Annotated in this window: 11 protein-coding genes and 2 tRNA genes; 7 read left to right on the top strand and 6 right to left on the bottom strand. The window is 44.5% G+C overall.

Annotation, left to right across the window (positions count from 1 at the left end; translation table 11 throughout):
* Positions 1–127: 127 nt before the first annotated feature.
* Both VTH8203_RS08665 and VTH8203_RS08660 read left to right on the top strand, forming a co-directional pair.
* A tRNA-Asp gene (locus tag VTH8203_RS08665) sits at positions 128–204 on the top strand.
* A 34-nt stretch (positions 205–238) separates the two neighbouring features.
* Positions 239–315: transfer RNA gene (locus VTH8203_RS08660), tRNA-Trp, on the top strand.
* Positions 316–454: 139 nt separating this feature from the next.
* Here the strand turns inward: VTH8203_RS08660 and VTH8203_RS08655 are convergent.
* On the bottom strand, positions 455–1,489 hold the full coding sequence (locus VTH8203_RS08655; protein WP_096993309.1) for an IS630 family transposase: 1,035 nt from the start codon (positions 1,487–1,489) through the stop codon (positions 455–457).
* A 162-nt stretch (positions 1,490–1,651) separates the two neighbouring features.
* Here VTH8203_RS08655 and VTH8203_RS25480 point away from each other — a divergent pair, with 162 nt between their 5' ends.
* Positions 1,652–1,900: a DUF1904 family protein gene (locus tag VTH8203_RS25480; protein WP_096993308.1), complete on the top strand. Its 249-nt coding sequence runs from the start codon at positions 1,652–1,654 to the stop codon at positions 1,898–1,900.
* Between the two features lie 183 nt (positions 1,901–2,083).
* Positions 2,084–2,392, top strand: a complete 309-nt coding sequence (locus VTH8203_RS08645; protein WP_096993307.1) for a hypothetical protein — start codon at positions 2,084–2,086, stop codon at positions 2,390–2,392.
* 32 nt (positions 2,393–2,424) lie between these two features.
* Here the strand turns inward: VTH8203_RS08645 and VTH8203_RS08640 are convergent, their stop codons facing one another.
* The 3 genes from VTH8203_RS08640 to rdgC all read right to left on the bottom strand — a co-directional run bounded on the left by VTH8203_RS08640 (position 2,425) and on the right by rdgC (position 5,111).
* On the bottom strand, positions 2,425–2,679 hold the full coding sequence (locus VTH8203_RS08640; RefSeq protein WP_006074776.1) for a YfhL family 4Fe-4S dicluster ferredoxin: 255 nt from the start codon (positions 2,677–2,679) through the stop codon (positions 2,425–2,427).
* Positions 2,680–2,681: 2 nt separating this feature from the next.
* Entirely contained in the window at positions 2,682–4,064 is a 1,383-nt protein-coding gene (trhP, locus tag VTH8203_RS08635; RefSeq protein WP_096993306.1) for a prephenate-dependent tRNA uridine(34) hydroxylase TrhP, read from the bottom strand.
* A gap of 138 nt (positions 4,065–4,202) precedes the next feature.
* Positions 4,203–5,111 (bottom strand): recombination-associated protein RdgC, encoded by a 909-nt coding sequence (gene rdgC / locus VTH8203_RS08630; RefSeq protein WP_096993305.1) that lies wholly within the window; start codon positions 5,109–5,111, stop codon positions 4,203–4,205.
* Between the two features lie 194 nt (positions 5,112–5,305).
* Between rdgC and phoB the strand changes: the two genes are divergently transcribed.
* The 3 genes from phoB to VTH8203_RS08615 are packed head-to-tail and all read left to right on the top strand — an operon-like array spanning position 5,306 to position 8,281.
* On the top strand, positions 5,306–5,995 hold the full coding sequence (phoB, locus tag VTH8203_RS08625) for a phosphate regulon transcriptional regulator PhoB (RefSeq protein WP_096993304.1): 690 nt from the start codon (positions 5,306–5,308) through the stop codon (positions 5,993–5,995).
* A 19-nt stretch (positions 5,996–6,014) separates the two neighbouring features.
* A complete protein-coding gene (gene phoR / locus VTH8203_RS08620; protein WP_096993303.1) occupies positions 6,015–7,313 on the top strand; it encodes a phosphate regulon sensor histidine kinase PhoR in 1,299 nt (432 codons plus the stop codon).
* Positions 7,313–8,281: a PstS family phosphate ABC transporter substrate-binding protein gene (locus VTH8203_RS08615; protein ID WP_096993302.1), complete on the top strand. Its 969-nt coding sequence runs from the start codon at positions 7,313–7,315 to the stop codon at positions 8,279–8,281. The genes phoR and VTH8203_RS08615 overlap by 1 nt, the downstream gene beginning before the upstream one ends.
* A 34-nt stretch (positions 8,282–8,315) precedes the next feature.
* Here the strand turns inward: VTH8203_RS08615 and ppx are convergent, their stop codons facing one another.
* A complete protein-coding gene (gene ppx, locus VTH8203_RS08610; RefSeq protein ID WP_096993301.1) occupies positions 8,316–9,821 on the bottom strand; it encodes an exopolyphosphatase in 1,506 nt (501 codons plus the stop codon).
* A gap of 2 nt (positions 9,822–9,823) precedes the next feature.
* Positions 9,824–11,908 carry a polyphosphate kinase 1 gene (ppk1, locus tag VTH8203_RS08605; protein ID WP_096993312.1) on the bottom strand — a complete coding sequence of 695 codons (2,085 nt, stop codon included), beginning with the start codon at positions 11,906–11,908 and terminating at the stop codon, positions 9,824–9,826.
* Positions 11,909–12,151: the final 243 nt, after the last annotated feature.

Below are 12,151 nucleotides of genomic sequence, written 5' to 3'. Positions count from 1 at the left end.
TCAGAAGTGAAACGCAATAGCGCCGATGGTAGTGTGGGGCTTCCCCATGTGAGAGTAGGACATCGCCAGGCTTTGAACAACATCTGTTTAAAGCACGTTTAAGATAAGACTTTAAATAGACCACTGCGGAGTGGTAGTTCAGTTGGTTAGAATACCGGCCTGTCACGCCGGGGGTCGCGGGTTCGAGTCCCGTCCACTCCGCCACTTATTTGAGAGTCGTCTCAATAAACACGAAGATAGGGGTGTAGCTCCAATTGGCAGAGCAGCGGATTCCAAATCCGCGTGTTGGGAGTTCGAATCTCTCCACCCCTGCCATATTCAAAGGCTCTGACTTAGGTCGGAGCCTTTTTTGATTTCGCTTTTTTAAAAGCGATGTGTTGGGAGCTGGGTCGCCAGCCCGGTCAAATCTCTCTATCCCTGCCATATTCAAAGGCTCTGATACTAATCTGGAAAATTAACTGGTCAGCTCTATCCATCGTCTCGAACACATCTTGGAGACTCTAGTGGAGCACTCCAAAAAACTATTCCATGCGCTACACACTTTAGAGACGATATCTTCGTAATCCGAAAAAGACTGATTGGCGAGATAGTGTTGTCTCAACCAACTCCATACTTGTTCTATGGGGTTTAGCTCCGGAGAATAGGGTGGGAGCTTGATGACACTGATGTTCTGAAATTCATCAGCAATATCTTCGGTGTGCCATCCTGCGTCATCCATAATGACGACGGCATGACGTCCCTTTTCGGTGACTGCGGCGATCTGCTTAAGGTGCTCAACCATAATCTCTTTGTTAACCCAAGGAACTACCATTGCTTCTCCGATCCCTCTAGTGGGGCATACTGAGCCAAACAAATAAGCATACTCAAATTGCTGTTGTTTTACCGCTCTAGGCCTTGAACCACGTTCAGCCCAAAGTCGAGTTGTCGTATTTTGCTGGCCAAATCTTGCTTCATCTTGAAACCAAACATCAACTCTCTCAAGTCCCATATGTCCGTGGATCTTAAGGATCGTTTCGATTTTGAATTTTTTAAAATCGTCTTGGATTTGTTGGGATTGTTTAGGGTGCTTGGAGCGGGAGGTTATCCAAGAAAAGCCCATATGATTGAGCAAATAATAAATAGAATCTGGGTGGTAGTACTTACCAAACTCTTCGGCGATATAGGTATGAATGTCAGCACCAGTTAATCTACCCCCTGATGAATCCTCTGCTCGATTCTTTATGTACAGGCTTAATTGCTCACGTTGTTGAGGATTAAGGAAAGCAGGCCGACCCGTTCTTGGTTTTTCTTGCAACCCATCAAGCCCATCCTCAAGGAAAGTTTGTACCCATTTGTTGACACTGGTTCTACTGACTTTAAGGAACTTGGCAATTTGGGTGCGAGAGTGACCATCTTTAAAGTGGGACAACGCAAGTAATCGCATCTTCATCTGGATAGATTTTTGTTGGCTAGCGAGCTTTTTAAAGTCAATGTTATCGAGGTTGCCCATAGCATCCGTTTTTTCGCAAAAGTAATAGCATCAATTAGATCATATTTTTACTTAGATTGGTATTAATCGTGATCCCAATCGAACCTCCTAAGCTCCGGCCTAGTTTCCCTTGCCATATATAAAGGCTCTAAATGAACTAAAAGCCTTTTGCTTTGAGAACGACTGCCCCCTGAATTTGTTGAAATACGGTTTTGCCTACTGGTTGAGCCGGTTTGCTACTTTGATAATAAGATCAGTCACGCTTACCCACTTGTTGAAGCGCTTTGGTGTAACCTAGGATCGAATGTCAAAAATGCAGTGGTTTCATCTATTACTAACCAAGTACCATCTGCAATAGTGAAAGAGCTTGATGTGGCGCTATATTTTCATGTATTTCAGGATGACGATTACGACAATAATAGGCAACACTAAGGTTAGTGTTTGAATCTTAGCTCTCTCATAATTGGGACTGGAGAAGTCCAAGGATGTTGACTATGTTTATGAGTACTTCGGTAGATTAGTCTTTTTGTTTCTGGGTGTTATTGTTGTCGAGTTAAGACTTATCTGCTGTATTTTGGGGATTTCCCCATTAAGTTTTGGGTAAGGAAGACTGTTATGACCATGATTTCATCAAGGCAGTTTGCCCGATGGCTTAGGGAAAGATTCGCTTCAGAAAAAGATGGAGTGATTCTAACGAGAGAGGATATTAATCAACTATCCGGCAGGCAAAGTTTCACACTTGGTTTCATCAATGACATTTACTACGAACTGATGCAATACGTTATTGCTTTTGTGACCGACACCAGCAGAGAGAAATTCTATTTAATTCCGGTTAACTCTGCGGAAAATTGGCGCAAAAAACTGGAGATGCAGTATGAAAAAGAGCTCTACTGCAATGTGTTTCCAATCGAAAAGTCTGGGTAATAAAAAGCCTCCACTTGGAGGCTTTTTACTGACTAGGCCATACCTTGAATAATCACAAACTTCTCAAGTAGCTCATCATCGGTTTCCACATGGTTTGGATCGGTGATGATACATTTTGTGATTGGGCAGACGGACTGACAAGTTGGTTTGTCGTAGTGCCCTTTGCACTCTGTGCATAGATGGGGATCGATCTCAAAGATTTCGCTGCCCATACTAATTGCCCCATTAGGACATTCAGGGTCACACATATCACAGTTGATGCACTTGTCAGTGATTAATAGTGCCATGGTTACTTACCAGTTGGGTTACGTGTGTCTTGTCCTGAATTTAGGTTACGCATAAGTAGTGCGTAGTCCAGATCCAACTCCTCTGGTACTGGAATAAAGACGAAGTGACCGTTACCTTTAGCGTCGTCGATGCTTTCTGATTTACGGTTTTCCATCACGTCTAGGCTGAATACCACATTGCCTTTTGGTGTCATTAACTCAAGGCTATCGCCAACTACAAATTTGTTTTTCACTTCAACTTCAGCCAAGTGGCCGCGACGTTTACCGGTAAACTCACCTACAAATTGCTGAGAATCGGAAACGGAATAACCGTAGTCATAGTTTTGATAGCTGTCATGAGTATGACGACGTAGGAAGCCTTCTGTATAACCACGGTGAGCTAGGCTTTCTAGCGTGCCTAATAGTGACTCATCAAACGGTTTGCCAGCAACAGCGTCATCAATAGCTTTACGGTAAACTTGAGCAGTACGAGCGCAGTAGTAGAAAGATTTAGTACGACCTTCAATCTTAAGTGAGTGGACACCCATCTTAGTCAAACGCTCAACATGCTGCACCGCACGAAGATCTTTGGAGTTCATGATATAAGTACCATGTTCATCTTCAAATGCTGCCATTTTATCTTCTGGGCGATGGCTTTCAGAAAGCAGTACGACTTCATCCGTTGGTTTACCGCGACCAATAGTGGTCTCTGGACGCTCATCAACGACTTCAACGGCTTGTGCTTCAGGAACAAATTCTTCGACAATTTGACCTGCGTCGTTTTCAGTCGCTTTTTCAACTTTGTATTCCCAGCGGCATGCATTAGTACATGTCCCCTGGTTTGGATCGCGTTTATTGATGTAGCCAGATAGTAAGCAGCGGCCCGAATAAGCCATGCAAAGTGCGCCGTGTACGAATACTTCTAGCTCGGTTTCAGGGCAATGTTCACGGATTTCTTCAATCTCTTCTAGCGATAGTTCACGAGAAACAATAACGCGCTCAACGCCATTCGCTGCCCAGAACTTAACGGTCGCCCAGTTTACCGCGTTTGCTTGTACTGATAGGTGAATCGGCATTTCAGGAAATGCTTCACGAACCATCATGATAAGACCTGGGTCAGACATGATCAGTGCGTCTGGACCCATTTCAACAACAGGTTTCAGATCGCGGATGAAGGTTTTTAGCTTCGAGTTATGTGGTTGAATGTTACAAACCACATATAGCTTTTTACCTAGGGCGTGTGCTTCATTGATACCTATCTGAAGGTTTTCGTGGTTGAATTCGTTGTTACGTACACGAAGGCTGTAACGAGGTTGACCCGCGTAAACCGCATCCGCACCGTAGGCGAATGCATAACGCATGTTCTTAAGGCTGCCAGCAGGTGACAAAAGTTCTGGAGTAAACATTGCTTTATATCTCTAATCTGATTTCAAGTCAGTGTTGTGCCACCTAATGGCACTAAGGGGCGCAAATTTTACGCTAATATGGAGAGGTTTCCAAGTTTTGTATTGAGCTCGCAGAACGCGAGCTCAGATAAGCAATAGCTATTGCTTTGGTAAGCCGCCTAAGGCGTCGTATAGATTTGGTAGGAATGCGCCAAGCTCACCGCAAAGTAATGAGAAGTCAGCATCCATTCGTGCTGCAGCATCCTCTCTTGGAATGTCATCATTCTCATCTTTCAGTTCATCACTGAATTTAAGGCGTTTAACACTGCCATCATCAGCCAGAATAAACTCAATACGCTCTTGCCAGTTCAGCGCGAGCTTAGTCACAAACTTATTTGCTTCAATATGACCAAGAATCTCATCGCTTGACAGTTGTTGTTTCTTACAACGGATAACACCACCGTCTTCTAGCGCTGACTTAAGCTCTGCTTCATCAAGAATATTGAAGCCAGTAGGGACTTCACCGCCTTTCACCCATTCGGTTAAGGTATTCTCAATAGGTTGCTCAGGGAAAGCCGGAACAACAGGCAAGCTGCCTATTGTTTTTCTCAATAGAGCGATGACATCCTCTGACTTCTTAAAGCTGCCTGCGTCGACAATAATGAAGCCTTCTTTTGGCAGAATAAGTAGATGGGTGAGATTACTGCGGCTGAAAGCTCGTGGAAGTAAGTCGATGATGATTTCATCTTTCAGGTCATCTTTTTCTTTTTTCTTAAGTGGACGACCTTCTTGTGTTTCAAGCGCTTCAACTTTGCTGTTTAGTGACTCTTTGATCACTGATGCAGGCAGCATTTTTTCTTCTTTCTTTGCACACAGCAAAATGCGGTTTTCAGACACGTGGGTCATCATGTCGCCATGTTTTCCAAGCGCTGTCACCCAACCAAACTTTTGCTTATCCTGACTACCACAAGGTGCAAAACGAAACTCTTCAAGCTGCTGCTCGAGTTTATCGGCGTTAAATTCAAGCTCTTTGTTGAATCGATAGACCAAACAGTTTTTAAACCACATATTACTCTCACCTTTACAATAGATAGCTGCACATGATAGGCAATTTTCAAACAATTGTCCTAGCTTAAATCTTCAATATGACAATCCAGATTGTGCGAAAGTTATATGAAAAATTGTTTTCAATGGTCACAAAAGTGTCATAATAATTCTTGATAATGCATGCAGTTGATTAAATTCCATAAGGTTATTCAGATATGTCTAGAAGAATCCTGGTTGTTGAGGATGAAGCACCAATTCGTGAAATGCTGTGTTTCGTGTTAGAGCAGAAAGGCTACCAAGCTGTTGAAGCAGAAGATTACGATACCGCAGTAAACAAACTGGCTGAACCTTACCCAGATCTTGTTCTGCTAGATTGGATGTTGCCCGGTGGTTCAGGTATCAATTTCATAAAGCACATGAAGCGTGAAGAGCTAACCCGAAACATTCCAGTGGTGATGTTGACGGCTCGTGGTGAAGAAGAAGATAAAGTGCGCGGCTTGGAAGTTGGAGCCGATGACTACATCACCAAGCCTTTTTCCCCAAAGGAGTTGGTAGCGAGACTGAAGGCGGTGATTCGTCGTGTTACACCAACCGCGTTGGAAGATGTCATTAATGTTCAGGGTCTAAAGCTAGATCCTGTGTCACACCGTGTTACCGCGAATGATGCTCCGCTGGATATGGGGCCGACTGAATTCAAAATGCTGCATTTCTTTATGACTCATCAAGAGCGCGTATACAGTCGCGAACAACTGCTCAATAACGTTTGGGGTACTAACATTTATGTTGAGGACCGCACGGTAGATGTACACATTCGTCGTTTGCGTAAGGCATTAGAGTCCGCAGGACATGATAAATTGATTCAGACCGTTCGAGGCGCTGGCTACCGTTTCTCTACCAAAGGCTAGCATCGAACTGGAGAGATAAATGGTTGAAAGGTTAACCTGGAAAAAGCTGGCCTGGGAGCTGGCTTTTTTTTACACCCCTTGGATTGTTGTTGGGTGGATATTTGGATACATGCCGTGGTTACTTCTCGTTGCCACGGTTTTGCAGTTGATATGGCACCTACATAATCAAATGCGTTTGTCTGCTTGGTTGTGGGATGAAAAGCGTCTTACACCGCCATCCGGTACAGGCAACTGGGAGTCGTTATTTAATGGCATCTATCGACTTCAACAGCGCCAAAGACGTAAACGCAAAGAGTTAACCAACCTGATTCGCCGCTTTAAAAACGGTGCGGAATCGCTTCCCGATGCGGTGGTGGTGTTTCGTAGTGAAGGCAATATCGTGTGGTGTAACAAACTCGCACAGCACCTTCTCGGCTTTCGCTGGCCTGATGATTCAGGACAGCCGATTTCTAATCTTATTCGTACGCCAGATTTCATTAAGTATCTCAACAAGCAGGATTTTTCTGAACCTCTAGAAATGCGTTCGCCTTTAAATGTGGAAAGAATGCTCGAGCTTCGTATCGTGCCGTATACCGAAGGTGAACACTTGATGGTAGTGCGTGATGTCAGCCAACTTAAGCAGTTGGAAGGTATGCGTCGCAATTTCTTTGCTAACGTTTCTCATGAACTGCGCACGCCAATGACCGTTTTGCAAGGTTACCTAGAGATGACAGAGGATCCAGACATGGTTGTCGGTCCTATGTGGACCAAGGCTCACGGAGTAATGACCGAGCAGCTCAATCGAATGAATAGCCTAGTGAATCAATTGCTCACGCTCTCTAAAATCGAAGCGGCGCCGATGCATGAGTTGGACGAAGTCGTTAACGTGCCTGCTATGCTTGAAGTGCTCGAAAAGGAGGCGATTAGTCTAAGTGGCGAGGATGGACATAAGGTTGAGTTTGATGTGGACAATAGCCTAAGAGTCTTTGGCGACGATGATCAGCTAAGAAGCGCTATCTCGAATCTGGTTTACAATGCGATTAAATATACGCCACAGGGAGCCAACGTAAAAGTACGTTGGTATCAATCTGCTCAAGGTGCATGTTTAGAAGTGGAAGATACCGGTGATGGCATTGAGCCTCAGCATTTGCATCGATTAACAGAGCGTTTCTATCGTGTTGATAAGGCGCGCTCTCGTGATACCGGCGGAAGTGGGTTGGGATTAGCTATCGTAAAACACGCACTGTCTCATCATGATACGCATCTGGACATTCACTCGGAAGTGGGCGTAGGTAGTAAGTTCTCATTTATTCTTCCAGAACGTTTGGTAGTGAACTAATGGCGATAAGTGGAAGGTTAAGTTGGTCAGTATTGCTTTTGGGTGCGGTAGCTTTCTCTTCGCAGGCTGCTGAACTGCCCCAATATACCAAGCAACCTGGAGTGGCCGGAAACTTATCCTCGGTAGGCTCTGATACGTTATCGGGCATGACGACCTTGTGGCTTGAAGAGTTTAAGAATATTTATCCCAATGTTAATGCCCAGATTCAAGCTTCAGGATCATCGACGGCACCTCCTGCGCTCGCGGAAGGGACGGCGCAATTTGGCCCCATGAGTCGGTCGATGCGTCTAAAAGAAGTGGAGTCGTTTGAGCGGCACTATGGATATAAACCTACGGAACTGCGAGTGGCCATCGATGCTATCGGAATATTTGTTCATACGGATAACCCTATAAAGGGGTTGAACTTCCAGCAAATAGATAGCATTTTTTCCTCAACACTCCGTTGTGGAAGTAATCACTACATAAGTAAGTGGGCACAGCTAGGCGTTAAGGCACCGTGGAGCCAACGTGCTATTCAGATGTTTGGTCGTAACTCGGTATCGGGAACGTATGGTTATTTTAAGAATAATGCGTTGTGTGGAGGTGACTTCAAGCGTAACGTGAATGAACAGCCAGGTTCGGCGTCTGTTGTACAGTCAGTCGCCTCATCAGTGAATACGATTGGCTATTCGGGTATTGGCTATCAAGTATCGGGAGCGAAGCTGGTTCCAATTGCTCGGAAAGGCAGTGACTATATTTTACCAACTCAAGACAATGTGCAGTCCGGACGTTATCCACTGTCTCGGTTCCTATATGTTTATGTCAACAAGGATCCACAGCGAAAACTGGACCCGATAGAAGAAGCCTATATTCGTTACATTTATTCTCGAGAAGGTCAGCGAATCGTAGAGGAAGATGGCTATGTTCCGGTAAGTCGAGAGTTCGCAGAACAAGAGTTAGCTAAGGTTGGGCTAAGCTTTAACGACTAATCTCTGTGGCGGTTGACCTAAGGTGGTAACGTAACTAATCGAATCTAAGTTGCCATCCTACCGCTTGCCAGTAATGTTGTTCGGTTTGTAAGTCAGCGAAGAGGAGCCGATTTTGTTCTAGCCATCGCTCTTGCTCACAACTCATAGTCCAGACATCATCGATAATAGTAAGCTTGAGAGGCAGTAACTCTTCATTTCGTTGTCCGTTGACGATGATGGCAAGTCGTAGAATCCTTATCAAAGCCAGTATTTGTCTGTTTTTAAATAAGCTGAACTCAGGAAGTTCTTGTAACTTAAGCGACTTTCGTTGAAACCGAGCCAGAGTGGCTAAGATGCGCTGTTGCTCACTATTAAAGCCCGGCATGTTGGTATGGGCGAGTATATAACTTGAATGCTTATGGAAAGCTTGATAGCTAATGCTGAGCCCAACCTCATGAAGCAGGGCGCCCCATTCGAGTAGACTAAATAAGTCACTTTTCTTTTTTAGATTGAGTGGCTCATGTATTTGATTTAGAAACTCAACGGCTTGTCCGCGAACTTTGGCTGCATGATCCAGATCGACAAAATGCTTAGCGGCCAAATTTTCAGTGGTCCGCATGCGGATATCAGAGCGCTGGAAACCTTGTTCCATTTCGTAAAGTAAGCCTTCACGTAATGCGCCTGTTGAAAAGTGCATTTCACTGATTTTTAAGCTTTCAAAAATCGCCGTTAATATGGCGACACCCGCGGCAAAGACGGGCTTTCTTTCCTCCGTGAGTCCGACCAAATTGATGTCCTCAATAAGGGCAAAATCACACAATATATCGATAAGTTTATACAAACGTTTGTAGGTAATCAGGCCGTCTTCATATCCTAAACCAATTAAGACTTCCTTTATTGCTTTAACGGTTCCCGAGGAGCCGAGAGCTACTTCCCAGCCTTGTTTTTTGTATCGAACTGATAACGCTTCAAGCCTTTGCTGAGCCGATAAAATCGCTTTGGAGAAGTTTTTAGTGGAGAGTTTGCCGTTGGCAAAGAATTTAGCGGTGTAACTCACACACCCCATTTGGGTGCTATTCAACAAAACGGGATCGAAAGCTTTACCTATGATGAGCTCGGTACTTCCCCCACCAATATCCACCACCAGTTTCGAATTGGACTCGGTTTGAGTGTGTGCAACACCACTGTAGATTAGGCGTGCTTCCTCTTCGCCAGGAATGACTTCGATGGCAAAGGGTAGGACATCGCGCGCACGCTGCAAAAAGATGTGGGTATTGTTGGCGATACGCAATGTGTGGGTAGCGGCAATACGGACGTTTTCCGGTTCAAAGCCTTGCAGACGTTCGGCAAACATAGCAAGACACTCTAATCCTCGTTCAATCGAGGCATTATCTAGGTTATGCTGCGCGTCTAACCCAGAAGCTAACCTCACACGCTGTTTGTGTCGGCTGACTAGTTGTAGGTCTTGATCGACGACTTTGGCGACAACCATATGAAAGCTGTTCGAACCTAAGTCGATAGCGGCGATATCTTTTATACTACTGTCCTTGGTCTGGCTCATGATTAACCCGCTGCTCTTTGGTTTTTTCTTGCTTGTTTCTCTATCTTCTTAAGATAGTCGTAAATGGCGATTTGTGAGCGTACTTTCTTACGGTTACCGCGCGGTACGTAGCGGTTACTCATTTCTTTGTCTATACAGCGTGCCTTCATAGTATCAGTAAAGTGAAGGTTAATGATGTCGATAATTCGTTGTTTTAAACGAGCGTCGCGTACTGGAGCTGCGACTTCAATGCGATGGTCTATGTTGCGAGTCATCCAATCGGCGGAAGAGATATAGACCCTGGGGTCACCATTGTTATGCGCAATGATGACCCTAGGGTGTTCTAGGAAGCGATCAATAATGCTGATAATGTTGATGTTGTCACTCACGCCTTCAATACCGGGAACTAAAGAGCACATACCGCGGATAATCATATTGATTTTAACCCCAGCACTGCTAGCGCCGTAGAGTTTGTTGATTAAGCCTTTGTCCACTAAGTTATTAATTTTTAGAGTGAGTTGACCTTTGAGGCCAGCTCTTGCATTCGCAATTTCACCATCAATGAGTCGGTAAAGCTGCTTACGCGAGTTGCGTGGGGAGACGATCAGGTGATGAAACTTCACAGGGCGATAGGGGTTTTCGATATAGCCGAATACATTGCGCACTTCGTTTGCCAGTTCCTGATCAGCGGTCAATAAAGAGAAATCGGTGTAAACACGAGCGTTTTTCTCGTGGAAGTTTCCTGTACCAATATGGGCGTAGCGGGTAATTTCTCCTTCTTCTCGGCGATTTATCAACAATAACTTGGCGTGTATTTTTAGTCCCGGAGCGCCAAAGATCACCTGTACACCGTTTTCGGTGAGTACTTTAGACCATTCAATGTTGGCCTCCTCATCAAACCGTGCTTGTAGCTCGACCGCGACTGTGACATTTTTTCCGTTGTGCACTGCATCGATCAGCGAGTTCATCAGGCGAGAATCTTTCGCGACTCGATATACATTGATTTTGATGCCAATGACTTTGGGGTCAAATGAAGCTTGGCGTACTAACTCGGTAATATGGTCGAAGGTGTGATAAGGAAAATGGAGTAAAATGTCCTGAGCACGTATAGCGTCAAATTGGTTGGCGTAACCGTCGAAGTCGGCACAGTGCATAGGAGGAAGTGGCTTGTTTTCTAAATATTCACGCCCAACATTTGGAAAGCCGATAAAGTCTTTAAAGTTATGGTAGCGACCACCAGGAATTAGGCTATCGTAGTTAGAAATGCCCAGTTTATTGCATAATGTATTTAGCATGTCTTTGGGCATATCACGTTCGTAAACGAAGCGTACGGGCATGGCGGTCAGTCGTTGATTGACACTTTCCGACATTTGCTCGAGCAGGCTGTGCTCTACCTCAAGACTGAGGTCGTATTCTGCATCCCTGGTCATTTTCATGGCATAACCGTTTAGCTCGTCGTAATCAAAAAAGCCACGGAAAATATCGTCGAGACAATAACGAATGATGTTATCAAGCAAAATGATGGTTTTGCGTCGTTTGCCTTTCTGTTCCGGAACCATGACAAAGCGAGGTAGGTGATCCGTAGGGATCTCTATGATCGCATATTGAGAGCTCTGCGCTTTTTGCATATCAACAACAATGTAGGCGTACTCATCTTTAAGAAATTGCAGGACGTTGATGTCATCCTCAAGCAGAAAGGGGGTCAGGTGAGGAAGGACTTCTTGTTTGAAGTACTTTTTTACCCACTTTTGTTGCGTGTCGCTTAATTGAGTTTCATTGACTAAGAAGATGCGACGACGAGCCATTTCTAGAGTCAGATCGTTGTGTAGCTCATCAAATCGTAAATTAAGTTTTTGCGCCTTACTTTGCATTTTGCCAAGCAAATGCTTGGAGTTGTCGTTAATGCCACTCTCTTGGTTGATGAGGATACGGCGCTTAACGTCAGAGAAACGAACCTTGTAGAACTCATCGAGGTTATTGGAGAAAATCCCCAAAAAACGAATACGCTCAATAAGCGGTACGGTTTTGTCAGCGGCTTCTTGTAGCACTCGTTCATTAAAAGAGAGCCAACTAAGTTCTTTTTCGATATAGAGTTTTTCTGTGCTCATTTCACTAACCACCAAGATTTGGGACCCATTACTGTTCATGAGTGACATATAAGACTAATCTGATCGTGAACCTTATTGATTTTATATGGCATTTTTATTTCAAATAGCGTGTTGGAAGACACATTTCATTATTTTCAGCACGTTAGATGACATGTAATATAACTGTCATCTAAACGACATAAAATGTTGGGGCACGTCGTGCAAGCTAACAACTCGTCCCAGAAGCCTTCGCGGGCAATAATC

Origin of the sequence: Vibrio thalassae, from assembly GCF_900089835.1 — a bacterium.
Classification (GTDB): domain Bacteria; phylum Pseudomonadota; class Gammaproteobacteria; order Enterobacterales; family Vibrionaceae; genus Vibrio; species Vibrio thalassae.
This window is presented reverse-complemented; position numbering and strand designations above follow the sequence as displayed.

Coding starts and splice junctions, on each gene's coding strand:
- ppx (WP_096993301.1), bottom strand. CDS start 9,821: ATGAGCCAGACCAAGGACAGTAGTATAAAAGATATCGCCGCTATCGAC.
- ppk1 (WP_096993312.1), bottom strand. CDS start 11,908: ATGAGCACAGAAAAACTCTATATCGAAAAAGAACTTAGTTGGCTCTCT.
- phoB (WP_096993304.1), top strand. CDS start 5,306: ATGTCTAGAAGAATCCTGGTTGTTGAGGATGAAGCACCAATTCGTGAA.
- phoR (WP_096993303.1), top strand. CDS start 6,015: ATGGTTGAAAGGTTAACCTGGAAAAAGCTGGCCTGGGAGCTGGCTTTT.
- VTH8203_RS08615 (WP_096993302.1), top strand. CDS start 7,313: ATGGCGATAAGTGGAAGGTTAAGTTGGTCAGTATTGCTTTTGGGTGCG.
- VTH8203_RS08655 (WP_096993309.1), bottom strand. CDS start 1,489: ATGGGCAACCTCGATAACATTGACTTTAAAAAGCTCGCTAGCCAACAA.
- VTH8203_RS08645 (WP_096993307.1), top strand. CDS start 2,084: ATGACCATGATTTCATCAAGGCAGTTTGCCCGATGGCTTAGGGAAAGA.
- trhP (WP_096993306.1), bottom strand. CDS start 4,064: ATGTTTACTCCAGAACTTTTGTCACCTGCTGGCAGCCTTAAGAACATG.
- rdgC (WP_096993305.1), bottom strand. CDS start 5,111: ATGTGGTTTAAAAACTGTTTGGTCTATCGATTCAACAAAGAGCTTGAA.
- VTH8203_RS08640 (WP_006074776.1), bottom strand. CDS start 2,679: ATGGCACTATTAATCACTGACAAGTGCATCAACTGTGATATGTGTGAC.